At 60.4% G+C, this 19666-nt stretch carries 11 protein-coding genes, 4 pseudogenes and 1 riboswitch; of the genes and pseudogenes, 12 read left to right on the top strand and 3 right to left on the bottom strand.

Annotated features, from left to right (window positions below; translation table 11 throughout):
* The first annotated feature begins 365 nt into the window (after nucleotides 1-365).
* The 8 genes and pseudogenes from NKI25_RS22970 (at nucleotide 366) to NKI25_RS22935 (ending at nucleotide 9442) form a co-directional block, all read left to right on the top strand.
* A complete protein-coding gene (locus tag NKI25_RS22970) occupies nucleotides 366-1898 on the top strand; it encodes a Fic family protein (protein WP_023679690.1) in 1533 nt (510 codons plus the stop codon).
* Between the two features lie 175 nt (nucleotides 1899-2073).
* Nucleotides 2074-3681 carry a prenyltransferase/squalene oxidase repeat-containing protein gene (locus NKI25_RS22965; RefSeq protein ID WP_352999509.1) on the top strand — a complete coding sequence of 536 codons (1608 nt, stop codon included), beginning with the start codon at nucleotides 2074-2076 and terminating at the stop codon, nucleotides 3679-3681.
* Between the two features lie 176 nt (nucleotides 3682-3857).
* Nucleotides 3858-4526 (top strand): HsdM family class I SAM-dependent methyltransferase, encoded by a 669-nt coding sequence (locus tag NKI25_RS22960; RefSeq protein WP_352999518.1) that lies wholly within the window; start codon nucleotides 3858-3860, stop codon nucleotides 4524-4526.
* Nucleotides 4527-4710: 184 nt separating this feature from the next.
* Entirely contained in the window at nucleotides 4711-5214 is a 504-nt protein-coding gene (locus NKI25_RS22955; protein WP_352999507.1) for a type I restriction enzyme subunit R domain-containing protein, read from the top strand.
* Nucleotides 5215-5355: 141 nt separating this feature from the next.
* Nucleotides 5356-5571 (top strand): hypothetical protein, encoded by a 216-nt coding sequence (locus tag NKI25_RS22950; protein ID WP_352999505.1) that lies wholly within the window; start codon nucleotides 5356-5358, stop codon nucleotides 5569-5571.
* 1162 nt (nucleotides 5572-6733) lie between these two features.
* Nucleotides 6734-7113: pseudogene (glyA, locus tag NKI25_RS22945) on the top strand (serine hydroxymethyltransferase); the annotation flags it as partial.
* A 54-nt stretch (nucleotides 7114-7167) separates the two neighbouring features.
* A complete protein-coding gene (metK, locus tag NKI25_RS22940; RefSeq protein WP_352999503.1) occupies nucleotides 7168-8343 on the top strand; it encodes a methionine adenosyltransferase in 1176 nt (391 codons plus the stop codon).
* Between the two features lie 106 nt (nucleotides 8344-8449).
* Nucleotides 8450-9442 (top strand): adenosine kinase, encoded by a 993-nt coding sequence (locus tag NKI25_RS22935; protein WP_352999501.1) that lies wholly within the window; start codon nucleotides 8450-8452, stop codon nucleotides 9440-9442.
* Between the two features lie 32 nt (nucleotides 9443-9474).
* Here NKI25_RS22935 and NKI25_RS22930 read toward each other — a convergent pair whose 3' ends face one another.
* Entirely contained in the window at nucleotides 9475-10152 is a 678-nt protein-coding gene (locus tag NKI25_RS22930) for a transposase (protein WP_352999499.1), read from the bottom strand.
* A 281-nt stretch (nucleotides 10153-10433) separates the two neighbouring features.
* Between NKI25_RS22930 and NKI25_RS22925 the strand changes: the two are divergent.
* Together NKI25_RS22925 and metE are read left to right on the top strand one after the other, a co-directional pair.
* A pseudogene (locus tag NKI25_RS22925) lies at nucleotides 10434-12062 on the top strand (MFS transporter).
* A 484-nt stretch (nucleotides 12063-12546) separates the two neighbouring features.
* A riboswitch (cobalamin riboswitch) is annotated at nucleotides 12547-12747 on the top strand.
* Between the two features lie 95 nt (nucleotides 12748-12842).
* The gene (metE, locus tag NKI25_RS22920; RefSeq protein WP_352999497.1) at nucleotides 12843-15176 is read left to right on the top strand and encodes a 5-methyltetrahydropteroyltriglutamate--homocysteine S-methyltransferase; all 2334 of its coding nucleotides are present in this window, start codon (nucleotides 12843-12845) and stop codon (nucleotides 15174-15176) included.
* A 355-nt stretch (nucleotides 15177-15531) separates the two neighbouring features.
* On the opposite strand, the gene NKI25_RS22915 is transcribed toward metE, so the two are convergent.
* Nucleotides 15532-16434: a dihydrodipicolinate synthase family protein gene (locus NKI25_RS22915; RefSeq protein ID WP_352999495.1), complete on the bottom strand. Its 903-nt coding sequence runs from the start codon at nucleotides 16432-16434 to the stop codon at nucleotides 15532-15534.
* 52 nt (nucleotides 16435-16486) lie between these two features.
* Nucleotides 16487-17720, bottom strand: a pseudogene (locus tag NKI25_RS22910) (trans-sulfuration enzyme family protein).
* A 74-nt stretch (nucleotides 17721-17794) separates the two neighbouring features.
* Here NKI25_RS22910 and pdxR point away from each other — a divergent pair.
* Both pdxR and NKI25_RS22900 read left to right on the top strand, forming a co-directional pair.
* Nucleotides 17795-19225, top strand: coding sequence for a MocR-like pyridoxine biosynthesis transcription factor PdxR (gene pdxR, locus NKI25_RS22905; protein ID WP_502897413.1), 1431 nt, complete (start codon nucleotides 17795-17797; stop codon nucleotides 19223-19225).
* Between the two features lie 216 nt (nucleotides 19226-19441).
* Nucleotides 19442-19519: pseudogene (locus NKI25_RS22900) on the top strand (MOSC domain-containing protein); the annotation flags it as partial.
* Nucleotides 19520-19666: the final 147 nt, after the last annotated feature.

Below are 19666 nucleotides of genomic sequence, written 5' to 3'. Positions count from 1 at the left end.
ATGATCGCGGCGGGAGGGAGAGGTAAGGAGCGTCTTTCCTTTGAGAATTCGCGTTTACGGGTACCCACGATGCACAACGGGCGAGTTTTTCAAAGAGGCGCGTCCTCCTTCGAAGCGCTTCGGAGGGCCAGGCTCTAGGCTCGCCCCGAGCCCCTGCGTAGCCTGCGGGGGAGCTGGGTCTCGGCCCATCCGGGTAACGATCCTTCGCGCGGCTATGGAAACGATCGCATTTGCCGATTGTCGCATAAAAAACTTGTTATCGCCCGACTAAAAAAACTTGCAACTCCACAGCATCATTGACTTGTCGCCTATCAGCACTATATACTTGGAGTCGCACAGCTCTAAAAACTTGCAAAGGCACGGCCATGGCCAAGCCCCATGAAAAACTCGCTGTATCACTGGCCGTCCTCAAAGAGCTGCAGGAGGGTGGGCGGCGCATATTCAAATCAGATGAGCTGACCCGCGTCCACCGGGAGCGGCTGCTGCAGAACGGGTTCCTGCGCGATGTTATCAAAGGCTGGCTCATGTCGACCGGCCCGCAGGCACGGCAGCAAGACACCACCCCTTGGTACGCGAGCTTCTGGGAGTTCTGCTCCCTTTACTGCAATGACCGGTTCGGCAAGGACTGGTTCCTCTCACCGGAGCAGTCGCTGCTTCTGCACGCGGAAGCGCCCACTATTCCGCCTCAGGTGGTGGTGAACACCCCCAAAGGCACGAATAACAAAATCGACCTGCTGTTCGGCACTTCGCTCTATGACCTCAAGGTCAAGGAGATGCCGGCCGAACTGACAGAGAAAAACGGCCAGCGCGTGTTCACTGTCGAGGCCGCCCTTACCCGGGTGCCGGAAGCGTTCTTCCAGCGCGCCCCTATCGAGATGCAGATCGCCATGGCGTCGGTGCGCGACGTATCAACCGTTCTGGCCCTGCTGCTTGATGGCGGCCATTCCGCCGTGGCGGGACGGCTTGCGGGGGCCTTCCGTCGCGTAGGACGCGACTCCTTTGCCGATGAAATCGTGGCCGCCTTCAAAGCCGCCGGCTATGACGTGCGCGAATCCGATCCGTTCGCGGGACAAATTGGAGTGACAACTATTGCGGCGGGCGTACCGCCGTTGGTCGCCCGCCTGCGCGCGATCTGGCAATCGCAGCGCGAAGCCATCATCGAGATATTCCCGAAGGCACCCGGACTGCCGTCCGACAAAGACGCCTATATGAAGTTCGTCGAGGATATCTACGAAAGCGACGCCTACCATTCGCTGTCGATAGAAGGGTACAGCGTCACCCCGGAACTCATCGACCGGGTGCGCGAGGGGAGCTGGAATCCGGAGATTGATGAAGAGGACCGCAAGAACCGAGATGCGCTTGCCGCGCGTGGCTACTACCTCGCATTCCAGAAGGTCAAAGACTCTGTTGCCGCGATCATCAACGGCAAGCCAGCCGGCGCGTTGACGCGGGACACTCACCGGGAGTGGTACCGGGAGCTGTTCGCGCCGTCAGTGACCGCCGGCATCCTCAAAGCCAGCGCGCTTGCGGGATATCGCAATCACCCTGTGTACCTGCGCGGCTCGCAGCACGTGCCGCCGCGTACCGAAGCGGTGGCCGATGGTATGAATGAGCTGTTCGACCTGCTGGAGGCGGAGAAGGAGGCCTCCGTGCGTGCCGTGCTGGGGCATTGGCTTGTGGGCTATGTGCACCCCTATCCGGACGGCAACGGACGAATGGCGCGGTTCCTCATGAACGCGATGCTGGCTTCAGGCGGTTACCCCTGGACAGTCGTCAGAGTCGATGACCGGAAGGCCTACCTCGCAGGGCTGGAGGAGGCGAGCGGCAATATGAATGTGAAAACGTTCGCCGCCTTTCTCGGCGAACGGGTGAAGTGGTCTATGGAGAAGGCGGCGTGAGGTCGGTGGTGTGCCATGTTTAACTTGCTTGTCTCGGGCCACGGCGAGTGGTGGGAAACGCCGCCGTTCACGTCAACCATTGACCGGTTCAAGGAATCTAGCGGCGCGGAGGCCGAGGCTATCGACCTCGCGCCCTGAAACATTGCGCCGGCTGGAGGAAATCCCGGCGCTTTTGATGTACGAAGTCGGGGCGGGAGGCCCGCACGCGCGCGTGGTCCGGCACAGCCGCATACGCAATATCGTTCGGCGCGGACACGAACTGGCCTTCACCTTCGAGCCCGATCCGAAACATGCCTTTCTCGACCGGTCAGCGGTGTTGAGAATTGCGGACCGGCTGGGCATTCAACAGTTCGAACAGCACCGTACGCACTGGGCGATCAAGGATGGTGACATTCCGGCCGAGCTGATTGCCACCGGCACCGCTGAACGGGCGCAGCGCACCGTTGCCGTGGTTGCGGCAGAATATGTAGAAGCGCGCCGCGAGGGACGAAGGAGAGAAGCTGCCGAACTGGCCGAAGAACTGGAGGATTTTCCTCCCTCGCTGGAGAAAGCACTGTCGCTCGTGCCGGCGCGTATCCTTCAGCAGCCGACACCCGAATTATACCCGATCCTTGGGATAGAGCCCCGCACGCCCGAAGGCCGCAACGCCGTCGTGGCCGTCGTCGCAAGGGATCACAATGGGCAGGACTTGCCTGCCGACTGGTCTTATTCGCTGGCGTGGTTCCTGGACCTTTACGGCAGCGCGACGGAAGCGGGGCGCCTTGACGGCGCGCTGGCCGAATGCGCAACGCATATGATCGCGCTCGGCACTGGCGAGGGAGAAGCTGCCGCCCCGGTTGAAGATATCGGCTACGCACTCTGGCGCTGTTCGCGAAGCCCGAAACTTATCGGCGATCTGCGCCGGGAAATTGCGGTCCTGACTGATCGCCTCGTGCGCCGCCAGGAGGGTGGGGGCTACTGGAATGAAACTAGAGAAGGGGTTCCCCGGCCCGGCCTGCGCGCCACGGCCCTTGCGACAGTCGCCCTTCAGCGGCTTGGCGATGACCGCTACCACGACGCAATTCGGAAAGCCGTGTCATGGCTGATCACACAAGTTATTCCTGACACAGGCGCGCTTCCGCGCGACGCGGGCGACGGCGATCCCGAGGTCATCGCCACGACACTCGCGATGGAGGCTATTCGCCGGTCTGATTTTGTCGACGACGTGCCCCACGTGCTGGCGGCTGGAGATGCCTGGCTGGTCTCCGGTCAGACCGTGCTGGGAGGCTGGCAGGCAGAGCCGTGGGCAGAGGATTTTGTCGCGGCCTTGGTGCTTGAATATCTCGCGCGCCAAAACGAGATGCTGCCGCAGGTCGATGGCTTTCTCCTGATGGCGCGCGACTTCTTCCGCAAGGCAGAAGAGCTGCAGCTGGAAGGCGGCGCCAATAATCGGCGGCTTGCTGCCATAGCGACCGTGCATGCTGTGGAAATGTTCCTCTATGGGCTGTTTGAGCGGCGGGAAGATTTGGCGCTGTCAGCCTTCCGCGAAAACGGCACTGAGACGCTCGGCCCCCGGGAAGCGCTCGGCGCTCTGCAGGCTGCGTTGCAACGGATCGGGGTGCTGCACGCGCCGCAACGGCTGTCCCACCGCGACAATCTGAGTGCGTTGGTCGGGCGGCGTGACGGGATCATCCATCGCGCTCACGAAATTAGCGAAGCGGAACTCAGAGACGGGATGAAGCATGCCCGGCGCTTTATCGAAAAGTATGCCCGGTCGCTGCTCGACTTGAACCTGTTGCAGTGAATGTACGTGATTGAGGGGGATGATGAAAAGAAGCGATATTCCAAAGGATGTTATGGCGGCTATTCCGCAAGGCCGCGGAAGAATATGGGGGCAGCGATGCCCCGGCGACATGGCCCCGGATGTGCTGATGACCGGACGTTACCAGTTCGGCAGCAACGAGCGCCGATGGCGACGAAATTCTCGGCGATGCCGACGAATATCTGATGCGCCATTTCGCGACTGAGAGCGGAAAGAGCAAAGGCCAGTTCTACACCCCCGCCGAAGTCAGCCGCATCATGGCGCAGATCATCGGCATTCGGTCCGCCAAGACCAGCGGCGACACCACCGTCTACGACCCGACCTGCGGATCGGGATCGCTGCTGCTGAAAGTGGCCGACGAGGCCGGGACCAATGTCACGCTCTACGGGCAGGAGAAGGATTCGGCCACCAGCGGTCTCGCGCGCATGAACATGATCCTGCACAACGCACCCACCGCGATGATCATGCAGGGCAACACCCTCACCGATCCCAAATTCCGCGACGGCGATGCGCTCAAGACCTTTGATTACGTCGTCGCCAATCCGCCCTTCAGCGACAAGCGCTGGAGCACCGGGCTTGACCCGCTTCATGATGAGCTGATCGCTTTAAGTCGTTTCGGCGTACCGCCCGCCAAGCAGGGCGATTACGCCTACCTGCTACACATCGTCCGGTCGCTGAAGAGCGCCGGTAAGGGCGCCTGCATTCTGCCGCACGGCGTTCTCTTCCGCGGCAACGCCGAAGCCGAACTCCGGCGCAACCTTGTGCGCAAGGGATACATCATCCACGGCGGTGGAGGACGAAGTCGTTCTCGACCTCGTTTTTTATGAAGCACGCGATATCGACCAGCGCCTGGTTCAGAGGACAAATTGATCAGTGGTTCGATGCCAAAACCAAGGCCCTGAATGACTGGCAAAGGGATGAGCTAAAAAAGAAATGGGGCACGATGTAAAACGTGCTCAGCTCGCGATCCCGCATGGATCGTGTCGTCAGCGGCACGTCTTCGATTTCAGCGTGAAGCCCCGCCTGTCAAGCGAACGCGGCAACGCAATTCTCGTGGCCTCCAGCATCTACGAAGCCTGCAAGCACTTCGAGCTTTTTCAAAAGACCTTGTTCCGCAACAAGTGCGCCCTGATCACATCGTACAATCCGAATGCGCAGGACATCACAAAGGAAGAGACGGGCGCCAACACCGATATCGACCGGCAGGTCATTTACAACACCTACACCGAGTTGCTGAAGGGCGTTGAGGCCATGGGCGGTTTGTCCAAAACCGAGGTGTACGAGGAGGCGGCCAAGGCTCTTTTCACCAAGGAGCCGGCGAACATGAAGCTGCTGGTGGTCGTCGACAAGCTGCTCACAGCTTTCGATGCGCCACCCTGCACCTATGTCTACATAGACACGTCTATGCAGGACCACGGCCTGTTCCAAGCGATTTGCCGGACCAATCGGCTTGACGGCGAGGACAAGGATTTCGGTTATATCGTCGCCTACAAGGGCCTGTTCAAGAAAGGTTGAGAATGCGATCGCGGTCTATACGTCGGAACTTGATCATTCCGACGACGGGCCGGCTCCGGATGTGCTGCTCAAGGACCGTCTGAAAAAGGAAAAGAACGTCTCGATCAAGCCCTGGAACGCATTGTCCTGCTTTGCGAGCGTGTGGAGCTGCCGAAAGGAGAACTGGAATACATCCACTTCTTCTGCGGCAACACCGAAATCGCGTCAGACCTTAAAGAGCGCGAACCTCAGCGCGCGGCCCTGTACAAGGCAACCGCAGGGCTGCTGCGGGCGTATGCTAATATCGCGGATGAAATGGATGCCGCAGGCTACAACGGGACACTGTGCGTCTGGCCAGCAACGAAAGCCTCGATCTGAAGGCCTACGAGGCTGATATGCGGCACTTGATCGACACATATTTCAAAGCCGATGAGCCCCGCAAAATCTCACCATTCGACGGCATGAGCCTCCTTGAGCTCAGCTCGTTTGGGAGGACGTGCTGGACGATAGGGTCACCATTCCCCGCAAAATCAAGCAGTCCAGCGAGCGTAAAATCCAGGATCAAGCTGACCGCACATGGAATCTTCTCACTACGCTTTACTACACGGGAACAGGCCGTATCCCTTGGCGCAGGAAGAAGATCGGATTGAAAGGGAACCTTCTTTGTCATCTTTGCATCACGGTCAGTCTGCTCGAGATTGACCGCTGCAAACCGGGAGCACGAGCGGGCTGGGCAAACCTTGCAACAGATCCTTCAAGGAAATTCATAGACTCTTAGCAACTCCGGTTCGCTGTGAATGGTAGGCTTATTGCAACGTCTGAGGTCAGTGGGGTCCAAACCGTGGCGCCGCTTATTCTCCGACCCGCCGAACTGCGTGCAATTTCGGCTAAAGGCAATGGCAAGAAGAGCGCCCATCTTGTTTGTTCGACACAGCCATATCGGCTGAAAACAGTATCTTCACGGCCACCGACATTGTCCGGTCGATGGACAATCAACCATATAATTTGGTTCGAAAGCCGCAACATCTGTGGAGAACGCGAAATGACAAATTCAGTAGGACGAGTGCCCAGGCTTTCCAAGTGGCTTGGTCCTGACCAATGCTGACACTGGTCAGTCGCCTACGGACGGCAGCGCATTTAGATCGCCTTCGAATCCTAGGTCTTTGCGCGCACGCGGACCTAACTGTCTGCCAGCTAGCGGAGATTCTGGGTCTGCGTCGTGAGCACGTTGTACGACACGTCCGGCTGCTGGCCAGAGCCGACTTTCTTTACTGCAACGAACAACGCCCGTGGTGCTCGTACCATCTCAAAGCAGCAGGTAAGGACGGCGGGCTGGTTCAGTTGTTGGTTGATCTCCTGCCCCACGGCGATGGCTATCACAAACGAGACCTTCAACGGCTCGAAGCGACACAAGACGCGCCGTCGAAGGGGATCGCATGCTTGACCGTGAAATAGATCCAATTGGAGCGCGAAACCACCATGGACAACTCCGCCGACGGCACCATCGCGCCGCCCGACACTTGCGGACGGTCTCGCTTGGCGGCCTCTGGCCCACGCGCTTCTGGACCGAGGTTATGACCTGATCACCGGGGGCACTGACAATCACATGCTGATCCTTGATCTTCGCGATCGACCACTATCAGGCAAGGCCTATGCCGAGCGGTTAGCGAAGGCAGGCATCATTACGAACTTTAAATGGTGCCTGGCGACCCGCGGGATCCGGCGGTCACAAGCGGAATTCGCTTGGGGTCGCCAGCAGTGACGTCCATGGGCATGCGCGATGTGGAAATGGTGCAAATTGCTGGCTTCATTGACTGCGTCCTCCGGCGGCCTGATGACGAAGATCTCCATGCCTGCGTGCGAAGAGACGTTGCCGATTTGTGCGCTGCGTTCGAGGTCCCGGGCATCACCAACAGGTAAGGTGGGCTAAGCAAAATGCCCCATACAACTCCAACACCCGAAACGAGGCATTTCATGGCTAGGCAGTTCGTGTTCTCTTCCGAATCGGTTGGCGCGGGACACCCGGATAAGTTGGCCGACAACATCTCGGATGCCATCCTCGATGCCATCCTCCGCACCGATCCCAAGGCGCGCGTCGCCTGTGAAGCGTTGGTAAAATCAGGGATGGTCGTTCTGGCTGGCGAGATTACCAGCGATGCGCGGGTGGATTATAGCCAAGTTGCGCGCGATACGATTCTCGATATTGGATACGACGATGAGGCCGTCGGCTTTGACGGCCGGCGTTGCTCCGTCGTTCATGCACTCACCGAGCAATCGCCCGACATTAGCCAGGGCGTTGACGAGGGACGAGGGCAGGACCTCCAGCAGGGAGCGGGAGATCAGGGCCTCATGTTCGGCTACGCATGCCGCGAAACCGATACTCTGATGCCTTTGCCGATCCAGCTCGCTCATCGCTTGACGAAACAACAGGCAGATGTCCGGAAAGCACGACAGCTTGGCTGGTTGCGTCCTGACATGAAATCCCAAGTCTCAGTGCGCTATGAGGGGTTGCGCCCGGTCGCCCTGGATACCATCGTCGTATCGACCCAACATGACGAGCAGGTCTCGCAAGAGACGGTCCGCGAGGGCGTCATTGAGGAAATCATAAAGCCTGTCCTGCCGACCCACCTGGAGACGGAAGGCATCAGAATTCTGGTCAACCCGACGGGGAGGTTCGTAGTCGGCGGGCCGCGCGGCGACTGCGGTCTCACTGGACGCAAGATCATCGTCGATTCCTATGGTGGGATGGGTCGTCACGGCGGCGGCGCCTTTTCGGGCAAGGACCCGTCCAAGGTTGACCGCTCAGCTGCCTATGCGGCCCGGTATGTCGCAAAGAATATCGTCGCTAGCGGACTTGCGGACGTCTGCGAGGTGCAGCTTGCTTACGCAATCGGAGTGGCCAGTCCGGTTTCTGTCATGGTCAACACGTTCGGGACAGCGAGGGTTGAGGAAAGAAGGATCGAGCGCCTCATTCTTGAGTTGTTCGATCTCAGACCGAAAGGCATTATCAAGATGCTTGATCTCCTACGCCCTATATACCGCAAGACCGCGACCTATGGCCATTTCGGCCGTGAAGAGCCTGATTTCACCTGGGAGAAGACAGACAGGGCCGACGAATTGCGTCGCGAGGCAGGACTCGCCGCCCCGTGAGGGCCGACGCCGAATGGATTGGCATCCGGAAAGCCCATTCCAACTCGCCAGACCCGCCGGCCGGCCGGCGTGGCAAGAAGCCGTCGGGATTTTCGCGGAGACATTGATGCCGGACTATGACGTGCTTTGTATAGGAAATGCCATCGTCGACATCATCGCCCAGTGCGATGAGGCGTTCCTGGAGACCAACGGCATCATCAAGGGCGCGATGAATTTGATCGACACGAGGCGCGCCGAACTGCTCTACAGCCGCATGGGCCCGGCCATTGAAGCCTCGGGCGGCAGCGCCGGCAACACGGCGGCGGGCGTCGCCTCCTTCGGCGGTCGCGCCGCTTTCTTCGGCAAGGTCTCCAACGACGCGCTCGGCAAAATCTACGCGCATGACATGCATGCCCAGGGCGTCGCCTTCGACACAAAACCGCTCGATGGCGAACCGCCGACGGCGCGCTCGATGATCTTCGTCACGCCGGACGGCGAGCGCTCGATGAACACCTATCTCGGCGCCTGCGTCGAGCTCGGCCCGGAGGATGTTGAGGCCGACAAGGCGTCGGGCGCCGCCGTCACCTATTTCGAGGGCTATCTATGGGACCCGCCGCGCGCCAAGGAAGCGTTCCGGCAGACGGCTAAGCTCGCCCACGGCGCCGGGCGCGAAGTGTCGATGACATTGTCGGACTCGTTCTGCGTCGATCGCTACCGCGACGAATTCCTCGACCTGATGCGCTCCGGCACCGTGGATATCGTCTTTGCCAACAGCCACGAGATCAAGTCGCTCTACCAGACCGCTTCATTCGACGAGGCGCTGGCGCGGATCCGCAGGGACTGCAAGATCGCCGCCGTCACCCGCTCGGAAAAGGGCTCGGTCATCGTGCGCGGCGACGAGACCGTGACCATCAATGCGACCAGGATCCGCGAGCTGGTCGACACCACCGGCGCCGGCGACCTCTACGCCGCCGGCTTCCTCTACGGCTACACGCAAGGCCGCAGCCTCAAGGATTGCGGCGATCTCGGCTCGCTGGCAGCCGGGCTGGTCATCCAGCAAATCGGCCCAAGGCCACGCCAGAATTTGCGCAGAGAGGCGGAGCAGGCGGGATTGCTGTAGGTGGCGAGCCAAGAACCAGCTGCCCACCCTCCTTAATCCAGCCCGAGCCTTTTCTTCAGTTCCGCATTCTCCTTGCGGAGACGATCGGCAAGCAGGCTCTTTAGCCGCTTGTTTTCTTCCTCGAGCGCGACGAGATCCTTCAGCCCGTCACTGTCCGCCGCCGGCGCCGGCGCCTTCTTCCAAAGATAATATGTCTGTTCCGAGATGCCGGCTTGCTTCACCGCGCTCTTGAGAGTAGCGCCGCCGCCGATCGAGGTTTCGATCTGCGCCAGCTTCTGGGCACGATCCTTCGCGGAGTAGCTCTTTCGGCCTGTTCGCGCTGACGGCGGTGCTTCAGTGGTCGCGGATATCGGCTTGGCGTCCTCCTTGCGGGCAGGCGCGCTCGCCTCAGCTTCTGGCTTCCTCGACCGCCGCGCTCTCGTCTTCGGTTTTGGCGTTTCCGCTTTGTCTGCCGGTTCGCTATGAACTACTGCTGACTCGGTTTCCAGGGGATTGGCCATGAAATGCTCCACTCGAGGTTTGTGCAAAGGTTCAGCATCAAGGGCCACTACAGTAGAGTCAACAAGCTGACGATTTAACGGCTCGACTTCGTTTGTTGTTTCGGCCATCGCCGCGGCGATGTCGAAATTGCCCCAGATGGAACGTGCGGATTTTTCATAATTGCGCTTTTGTTTGACTTCCACGGTGAATGGTCGCGTCTGCCGCCTCATAGTTCCTTCCTGAATAGGAGAATGAAGTCGCCGCTCGAATTTTTGGCGCTTCCTGCTTAGCGCGGAGCATTATCGTATAGCCGCTCAACGGGCAAGTGATGCCGGTCTTCGATGGCTGACCCATCTGGGGAGATTTGAGCGGCTTCGCGCGTCCTGCGCATGCCTGTAAGGCCGCCAAGTTTTCTGGGTTAGCAGGCGCGCCACTGTGGCAGCTTGGCGAGGCCATGGTTGAGCGAGGCGAACCAAATCCAGCCCCGCGGTGGATCCCGAAGCTTCCCACAATGGCGAAGAGAACATCTTCACTCGTTCCTTTTCAGCACAAGACCTTCCGTTCGCTATGGTCGGCTGCACTCGTTTCGAACCTTGGCACCCTGGTGGAAGGTGTGGCGGCGGCTTGGCTGATGACCAGCATCGCCACCTCCCATTGAATGGTGGCGCTCGTCCAGTCATCGACCACCCTCCCCTACATGATCTTCTCCCTCGCGGCGGGAGCGCTCGCGGACAACTTTGACCGTCGCCGGATCATGTTGACTGCGCAACTGCTGATGGTCTGCGTATCCGCCTTCCTGGCGTTCCTGACCTATGCGGGGGAAATGACACCCTGGACCCTTCTGGGTCTCACCTTCCTGATCGGCTGTGGTTGGGCATTGCACGATCCCTCTTGGCAAGCCTCGATGGGGGATATCCTGCCTCGCGAACACCTGCCTAGCGCGGTTGCGCTCAACGGCATGAGCTACAATCTCATGCGCAGCATCGGGCCGGCGATTGGCGGCATAATCGTGGCCACAGCCGGTGCGACCTTCGCGTTCCTCTTCAACGTCTTTTGCTACTTCGCTCTGATCGCTGCGCTGTTGCGGTGGAAAGCCGTACGGGCAGGACAAGCGCTGCCGCGGGAGGCTTTCGGCAGTGCGATGGCGGCGGGCTTCCGTTACGTGCTCTTGTCGCCGAACCTTCTCAAGGTGATGTGCCGGAGTTTCATTTTCGGCCTTACCGCCGTTGTCATTTTGGCTCTCCTGCCGTTGGTTGCTCGCGAACAGATCAAAGGGACCGCGGTCACCTACGGCGTAATGCTCGGCTTCTTCGGCCTGGGAGCGATTTGCGGCGCGCTCCTCGTCGGGCGGGTCCGAGAAGTTCTCTCCAACGAATGGGTCATTCGCGGTGCGTTCTTTATACTGGCGATCAGCTGCTTCTTTCTGGCATGGAGTGAGCACGTTTGGCTGAGCTGTCTCCTCCTCATGCCGGCCGGTGCGGCCTGGATTCAATCATTCTCGCTGTTTAACGTCACAGTGCAGCTTTCGGCGCCGCGGTGGGTGGTTGGACGCGCCCTGTCTCTCTATCAGACGGCCACATACGGCGGCATGGCTGCGGGAAGCTGGCTTTGGGGCGAACTGGCGGATGTCCAAGGTGTTTCGGGAGCCTTCCTCGTCGCCAGCGTGGTTCTTGTGATTGGGGGACTGATGGGGATCGTTCTGCGTCAGCCGGATTTCGAAACGCTCAATCTGGATCCGACCAACAAGTTCAGCGAACCGACGCTGCAACTTGACCTGCGGCCACGAAGCGGTCCGATCATGGTGATGGTCGATTATCGTATCGATCAGAGAGATGTCCCAGAATTTCTCAGTGTGATGACATCGTGGCGAAAAGCCCGGCTGCGAGATGGCGCCAGACAATGGGCGTTGCTGCGTGACCTGGAAAAGCCCGAACTATGGACCGAGTGCTATCATGTGCCAACCTGGGTCGAGTATGTTCGCCACAACAACAGGCAGACCCAGGATGACGCCGAAATCGTTGCGCGTCTGGAAGCGCTGCACCGTGGCGATTGCTCGCCCAAGACGCATCACAAGATCGAACGCCAAACCGTGCGCGTGCACGACGATTTGCCGCTCAGGCCTCATTTGGACAGGACTTGAGCTGGCCCGTTGGTTTGAGCCGGTTACCTTGAGCCGGTGGGCTGCGAACAAGCAGGTCGATCACTTCGCAACACGCCGCTGCGCCGGGCCTCGGGTGCTCCCCTCGAAATCATTGTGTCGTATCACCGAGGGCATCACGGCCAACAGCTTCCTAGGCAACAGCCTCGCCATTGCGCCGAATATGGTCGCGAGCAGATCACCGACGAAGCGGTCGGAACCTCGGAGCCGAAGTTCGATGCCGAGGTGGCGTTCGCATGATGCGGGAAGCAGCACCACGGCGCTTGCCGGTATGTTTGCCGCCGGGAGCCGACGAACTCCTATCCTCCTGGACAAGGGCGCCGTGCGTCATTGCTTTGATTTACCGGCCGCTCAAGGCTTCCACAGTTTTCGCTTTCGAGGCGACCTTTGGAACATGCCAACGGAAATTTAACATAACGACATAAACATTTCTTTATGCGGCGTTGACAAAGAAGCGAACTGTTGTAATTGTCTCCCGCGTCGTGGTTCTCCGTACGGCGCTGCCGCAGCGGAGCTAAGAGGGAAGCCGGTGCGATGCCGGCGCTGCCCCCGCAACTGTTAGCGGCGAGCCAACCCCACTCATGTCACTGAGGCGAATAGCCTTGGGAAGACGGGTAGAGGCTATGACCCCGCGAGCCAGGAGACCTGCCACGGCGAATTACGTCCACGGGCGGGGTGTCTCGGTGGCCGCTGCAGCCTGGCGTTCGTGCCGGCCTGCTAGCGCCTTCCTTGTCACCGACGCCCCAACCATCGGGGTCTGGCATGACTGTCTCTCAGCAAATTCCTGTAGCAACGCTCGGCGTGCCCCGCTTCGGTCGTCGGCGAGAACTGAAATTCGCGCTTGAAAGCTACTGGTCCGGAAAATCGTCCGCTGCCGACCTTCTCACGACCGCGAAGGCGCTCCGTGCCGCTAGCTGGGAGGAGCAGCACGATCGCGGCGTGTCGAAAATCCCGTCGAACGACTTCTCGCTCTACGACCATGTGCTCGACACCGCAGCCATGGTCGGCGCCGTTCCATCCCGTTACGGCTGGAATAGCGGCGAGGTTCCACTTGACATCTACTTCGCAATGGCGCGGGGCAACCAGGGTTGTCGACACGCTGGTCACCAGCAGGCGGCTCATGGGTCTGATGTAACCGCGATGGAAATGACCAAGTGGTTTGACACCAACTATCACTACATTGTGCCGGAACTCAACGATGATCAGACGTTCGCCCTCTCGTCGACGAAACCGGTCGATTACTTCATCGAGGCTAAAGCTCTCGGCGTTCACACACGCCCAGTCATCCTTGGACCGATCACCTTCCTCAAGCTGGCGAAATCGCCTGCCGAAGGCTTCGATCCCATCGCACTCCTACCACGGCTTCTGCCCGTCTACGAGCAACTCCTGCGGAGTTTGAAGCTGTCGGGTGCCGATTGGGTGCAGATCGATGAGCCAGCGCTTGTCCTCGATCTGAACCCGAACGAACGAGCTGCGTTCGAATTCGCCTATGGCCAGCTGTCAAAAGCCGCGCCCGAGTTGAAGATCATGCTGGCTACCTATTTCGGGCCGCTGGGAGACAATCTCCAAACCGCGGTTTCTCTGCCCCTGGCCGGGCTGCATATTGATCTCGTGCGCGCTCCCGAGCAGCTGGAAACGGTGGGTCGGCTCGCTCCGAAGGATCTGGTGCTCTCGCTTGGCTTGATCGATGGCCGCAACGTCTGGCGTGCGAACCTGCCCGCCATTCTCGACCGCATCAAACCGATCGTCGCCGGCTGGCCCTTGGACCGCGTCGAAATCGCGCCTTCCTGCTCGATGCTGCATGTGCCGATCGACCTGCGCATGGAGACGGAACTCGACGCGGACATCAGGTCGTGGCTCGCCTTCGCGGCCCAGAAGACCGACGAGTTGGTGTTGCTGGCCCGGGCCCTGTCCCAAGGCAGGGATGCGGTGGAAGGCGCGTTGAAAGCGTCTGCCGAGGCTGCCGCCACTCGCGTGACATCCAAGAACATCCATGACCCGCTTGTTGAGGGGCGGATCGCCAGCATTGACGACAGCATGAAGCGACGAGAGAGCGCTTTTGCCGAGCGCTGCAGAGTCCAGGCCGGCACGCTCGGGCTGCCGCCGTTCCCGACGACGACCATCGGGTCCTTCCCGCAGACGCCGCAGGTACGCAGGTCGCGGGCCGCTCATGCGAAGGGCCAACTGAGCTATGTCGACTACGAGACCTTCCTGAAGAAGGAGATCGAGGCTGCAATTCGCTGGCAGGAAGAGATCGGGCTGGACGTGCTGGTGCACGGTGAGTTCGAACGAAACGACATGGTACAGCATTTCGGCGAGCAGCTGTCCGGCTTCGCCTTCACCCAGCATGCCTGGGTACAAAGCTATGGGTCCCGCTACGTGCGTCCCCCCATTATCTTCGGCGACGTATCGAGGCGCAATCCGATGACGGTGCGCTGGTGGCAATTCGCCCAGTCGCTTACGGAAAAGCCTGTGAAGGGAATGCTCACGGGCCCAGTGACCATTCTCAACTGGTCTTTTGTTCGCGACGACGTACCCCGCTCCGAAGCCTGCCGCCAGATCGCGCTCGCCATCCGCGACGAAGTGACGGATCTCGAAAGGTCCGGCGCAAGGATGATCCAGATCGATGAGGCCGCCTTTCGCGAAGGATTGCCACTGCGCCAGTCTGAGTGGAAAGTCTATCTCGACTGGGCTGTCGAATGCTTCCGGATCGCTTCAACGGGTGTAAAGGACGCGACTCAAATCCATACCCACATGTGCTATTCGGAGTTCAACGAGATCATCGACGCGATCGCTGGAATGGATGCGGATGTAATTTCGATTGAGACGTCGCGCTCGAAAATGGAGCTGCTGGACGCCTTCACGAGCTCCAAATATCCGAACGAAATCGGTCCCGGAGTCTATGACATTCACTCACCACGCGTCCCGGAAGTCGGCGAGATTTCGGATCTCGTCATGCTTGCCCGCGAGCGACTGTCGGATGCCCAACTGTGGGTAAACCCGGACTGTGGCCTCAAAACACGCAAATGGGAGGAGGTCCGCCCTGCCCTCATGAACATGGTTGCTGCAGCACGCGCGCTCCGGGAGAAAGTGTAGGCCGGAGGGTTTCCTGGTTGCTCACCATGTGGTGAGTTACCGGCTGCCGCATGTGGGCCGTGAATGTGCCAAAACGCGATCACATCCTTTGAAATAAGTCACTCGAGCGAGAAAGTGCACTTTCCTTCGGCACGTGTACTAATCGCGCAGGAGTAAAGGGTACCGTTTTCTCCCTGTGACGTGTCGATTTCGAAGGGGAGTGATTGGCGTCGAGACCGCTCCAGCCATGGTTATCAGCACGCCGAGTGCGTTGTTCTCGATCAGTTCGTAAAGGACTTGTCGGCTCGGCTCATCGAAATGAACGGGTAAATACATGACAGTTCCTTTCACTGGCCGCCGCCGCCGGGTTCGCTGTTCACCGGCTGGCATCCGATGGCAAGCGTTCCAACGCGGCGGCGATCTGGCGCTTCGCTGCTGAGGGCAGAGGCAGGATGGGACGCGGGGGGGCGGCACGGCAAATGTCGAGCAATTCGGCAAGTGCATAGACGACGCGAAGGCTCGAGAACTCCTTGAAGAGGCTCCAGAGCGGCGCAAGCGTGGCATCGATCCGTCGCGCTTCGGCCGCATCGCCCTGTTGCGCCGCCGTGACGATCTTCACGCAGACCTCGGGCAGGATGCCGGCGAGGACGCTGTACCATGTGTCGGCGCCGGCGATCATGGCCTCTGCAGCGTTCCAGTCGCCGCTGTAGCCGATTGAGAACCCTTCCGGCACAGTGCGCCTCTGGTCGGCCAAATGGCTCTTGATCGCATCGCCCTTGTCTGTCGGATTCTTGATAGCGACAATCCCACCCACCTTTGCCAGGCGGCTGACGAGTGCTGGGGTGAAATGGAAATGCGTCGTTCCTGGATTGTCGTAGACGACGATCGGCAGGCCGCTCTCGCACGCCACCGTCGAGAAATGTTCGAACACCTCGTCCTCAGTGAGCGGGGTGTAGGAGGCGGCCGCAAGCAGCCCCGCGGCAACTCCAAGGGCCTTGGCGTCCTGCGCGAACCTCACTGCTTCATCGGTGCGCAACGCGCCCACACCCACCACGACCGGCGTTCGCCCGGCGATTTCGTCCAAGGTCTCGGCGAGCGTCCGTCGCCGCTCCTCGCGCGACAGATACATGTAGGTGCCGGTGCTGCCGAGAAGACCGATGGAGTCGACCTGAGCGGCGCCAAGCCGAGCAATCAGCTTGCGCAGAGCAACGGTATCGACGCGGCCGTCACGATCGGCGGGCGTGATGGGAAACGCGGAAAGACCGCTCAGGAATGCCATGGCAAGGCTCCAGGTTTGTGCGTGAGCGCAGGACTGGCCGGACGACAGGTCATCACAAGGCGTCCAGAGCCCGCCGCAGGTCGGCGATTAGGTCATCGGCGTCTTCAAGACCCACCGAGAGACGCATGAGGTCCTCGCCGACTCCATCGGCCAGATGCGCATCCTTGCGGATCGGCTGACGAGCACGGGTCAGGCTTGCCGGATGACAGATGAGACTGTCGGCATCGCCGAGGCTGACAGCCCGGGTGATCAGGTTGAGCCGGTCCATCATCCGGCGCGCGCCCTCGAACCCAGCGTGGAGGCCAAAGGCCAACATGCCCGACCCTTGGGACATCTGCTTTCGCGCCGTCACCTGATCAGGGTGCGAGTCGAGGAAGGGATAAACTCACCCATGCCACCGCCGGGTGCGCCTCGAGCGCCTGAGCCACCGCAAGGGCCGTGGCGCTGTGCCGTTTCATGCGCAGCGTGAGCGTCTTCAGACCGCGCAGGATCAGGAAGGCTGACATGGGCGAGAGCGCTGCGCCGGTGATATAGCGCAGGCCCGTTTCGTGCAGCGTGCGGAGCGTTTGCGCGTCGCCGAGAATCGCCCCACCAAGGGCATCGCCGTGCCCATTGATGTATTTGGTCAGCGAGTGGAGCACGAGGTCTGCCCCATGTTCGAGCGGCCGCTGGAGCGCGGGGGAGGCGAAGGTGCTGTCGACTGCAACCTTTACACCGCGCGCGTGGGCGCGCTCGGCAATGGCAGCGATGTCGAGGATGCGGCTCAGCGGATTCACCGGCGTCTCGAAGAAAACAAGCCGGGTCCGCTCGGTGATCGCGGCATCGAGATTGTGAGGATCGGACAGGTCGACCGCGACGACCTTGATGCCGAAGCGGGGGACCGCCTGTTCGACCATGGCAAGCGTGTTCGCATAAAGCGTCCTGTGGACGATGAGTTCATCGCCTTGGGACAGGAGCGACAGGATCAGCGTCCCGAAAGCCGCCATCCCCGAGGCAACGACCAGACCTGCCTCGGCTCCTTCCAGATTGGCGAGCCGTTGCTCGAGGATCTCCGTCGTCGGATTGTATTCGCGCGCATAGAGCCTTCCGCCAAGCGCGGCGGCGGCCTCGTTCGCTGCCACGCTTTCGAATCCATAGGTCGAGGTCAAGAAGACTGGCGGCTGAACGGCATTGGAAAAGCCGGCGGGATCGTAGCCATGATGGATCGCCCGAGTGGCGAATCCGGGACCGGTGTCGTGGAGCGACCGCGTGAGAGCATCGGTTCCCGATTGATAGGAGCGGGTCATTCGGCCTCTAAGATCTTGCTTGGGTTTCCGAAAGATTGACGGCAAACTGGCCAATGTGAAATATCCAGTTGGCGATGAATGAAATGGTCCAGTCTTCAAGTGCCGGTTCTGCAGGTCGCACGCACGCGATGGGTGCACGCCAGATCTACGAGGCTCTTCGCGAGCAGATCCTCGGAAGTGTCTACGAAACCGGCAGTCAGCTGCCTTCCTCCCGAGGCCTCGCAAATGACCTTGGGGTTTCGCGAACGACGGTGACGGTCGCCTATGAGCAACTGGCTGCGGAAGGTTTCATCGACGTCCGTCAAGGCGCACGACCCCGCGTAGCATCTTCGTTGATCGGTCCTGGGACAAGCCGCACGCCTGCGAAACGGGTCGGCCCGGTTCTTCTGTCCGCCTATGGGCGACGACTGCGCGCTACACCGCCCTGGCCAGATTATCTGCCGAATGCGCTAAAGGTCGATTTCCGCTATGGCGACTTGGCGCCGTCAGATTTCCCTGCATTGATTTGGAAACGTGCGATGAACGAGGCGATGGGGCAGCGCCCGTTGCGTCTTGCCTATGACGATCCGCGCGGCTCGCGCCGGCTGCGCCAGGCGCTCCAGGGCTATCTCTGGCGCGCCCGAACCCTGAGCTGCGGCCTCGAGCAGATAATCATCGTCAACGGTTCGCAGCAGGGCCTCGACCTGTGCGCGCGCCTGCTTCTCGATCCCGCCGACCGCTTTGTCATCGAGGACCCGTGCTACAGGATGGCGCGTCAGGTCTTTGCCAGTACGGGTGCCTCGCCCATCCCGGTCACCGTCGACGAGGACGGGATGAAGACGGAGTTGCTGGCGGGGATCGGGGCGCGACTGGCCTATGTCACGCCATCGCATCAGTTTCCGCTGGGCGGCGTCATGCCGATCGCGCGCCGCCACCAGCTTCTGGAATGGGCGAGGCACAACAACGCCTATGTGATCGAGGACGACTACGACAGCGAATATCGCTACGACATCAATCCGGTCCCTCCGCTGCACAGTATCGAGGACCACGGGGCTGTCATCTACCTCGGCACGATCTCCAAAACGCTCTCGCCGATGCTGCGTATCGGCTACCTCGTCGTCCCGCCGGAATTGCAGGAGGTCTTCGCAACCGCCAAACAATTCTCGGACCGGCATTCGCCGGTGGCTGAACAGGAGGCTCTGGCTTGTTTGATCGAAAGTGGCGGCTACGAAAGCCATGTGCGGCGTGTGCGCAGGCTGAACGGCGAGCGTCGGGAGACGTTGTTGGGCGCCTTGCGGCACAGCTTCGGCGATCGCATCGCTGTCCAGGGAGCAGAGGCCGGACTGCACGTCGCCGTCTGGTTCAACGACCTGCCACGATCGCAGGAAACGGCACTGGTCGAAGCCGCCCGACGTGCGGGTTTGGGGCTACACCTGATCTCGCCCCTTTACGAGCGGCAGTCGGACGAAGGCCACATCGATCGCGTGGGGCTTGTTGAGCATTCGGCAGATCGAGAAGGGCGTTGAGGTCCTGCGAGCGGTTGTCAGGCAGGTGCAAGACGCGTTGCCGGGACACGGTGGCTAAAACGGCGGGGACGTGGCGTGCTGGCGAGGATACCGACCCCTTGGGCTGAACCGCATTTCGTGCAAAGCCAACTGGACTGGGAAAACGCCATACCATGCTGTTGATCAGGCCAGTTTGGCGGCAGATTTTCGTGCGAGACGAATTTCCGAAAGCGATGCATGACCCGGCAAGGAAAGCTGCTTCACATCCATATCGCGCCCGCTGCCTCCTATGAAATGGAGGATCTGGAGGAGGCGTAGCTTGTTGCCGGCCGAGGTGGGCTCGAGCACCCGCAAGACATAATCGACGATCTCTGCCAGGCCTTGTCCACGGCGGAATGATGGAATTATCCAGCGCATGGTGCGGCATGCACCACGCCGATGCTAGAAGATCTGGACGCTCGA

This window comes from Mesorhizobium sp. M0808 (assembly GCF_040320025.1).
Taxonomy (GTDB): Bacteria; Pseudomonadota; Alphaproteobacteria; order Rhizobiales; family Rhizobiaceae; genus Mesorhizobium.
This window is presented reverse-complemented; position numbering and strand designations above follow the sequence as displayed.

What these genes read in the sequence shown, in the direction of transcription:
- NKI25_RS22965 (WP_352999509.1), top strand. Translation starts at nt 2,074, where the DNA reads ATGTACGAAGTCGGGGCGGGAGGCCCGCACGCGCGCGTGGTCCGGCAC.
- metK (WP_352999503.1), top strand. Translation starts at nt 7,168, where the DNA reads ATGGCTAGGCAGTTCGTGTTCTCTTCCGAATCGGTTGGCGCGGGACAC.
- NKI25_RS22970 (WP_023679690.1), top strand. Translation starts at nt 366, where the DNA reads ATGGCCAAGCCCCATGAAAAACTCGCTGTATCACTGGCCGTCCTCAAA.
- NKI25_RS22930 (WP_352999499.1), bottom strand. Translation starts at nt 10,152, where the DNA reads ATGAGGCGGCAGACGCGACCATTCACCGTGGAAGTCAAACAAAAGCGC.
- pdxR (WP_502897413.1), top strand. Translation starts at nt 17,795, where the DNA reads ATGAATGAAATGGTCCAGTCTTCAAGTGCCGGTTCTGCAGGTCGCACG.
- NKI25_RS22935 (WP_352999501.1), top strand. Translation starts at nt 8,450, where the DNA reads ATGCCGGACTATGACGTGCTTTGTATAGGAAATGCCATCGTCGACATC.
- metE (WP_352999497.1), top strand. Translation starts at nt 12,843, where the DNA reads ATGACTGTCTCTCAGCAAATTCCTGTAGCAACGCTCGGCGTGCCCCGC.
- NKI25_RS22915 (WP_352999495.1), bottom strand. Translation starts at nt 16,434, where the DNA reads ATGGCATTCCTGAGCGGTCTTTCCGCGTTTCCCATCACGCCCGCCGAT.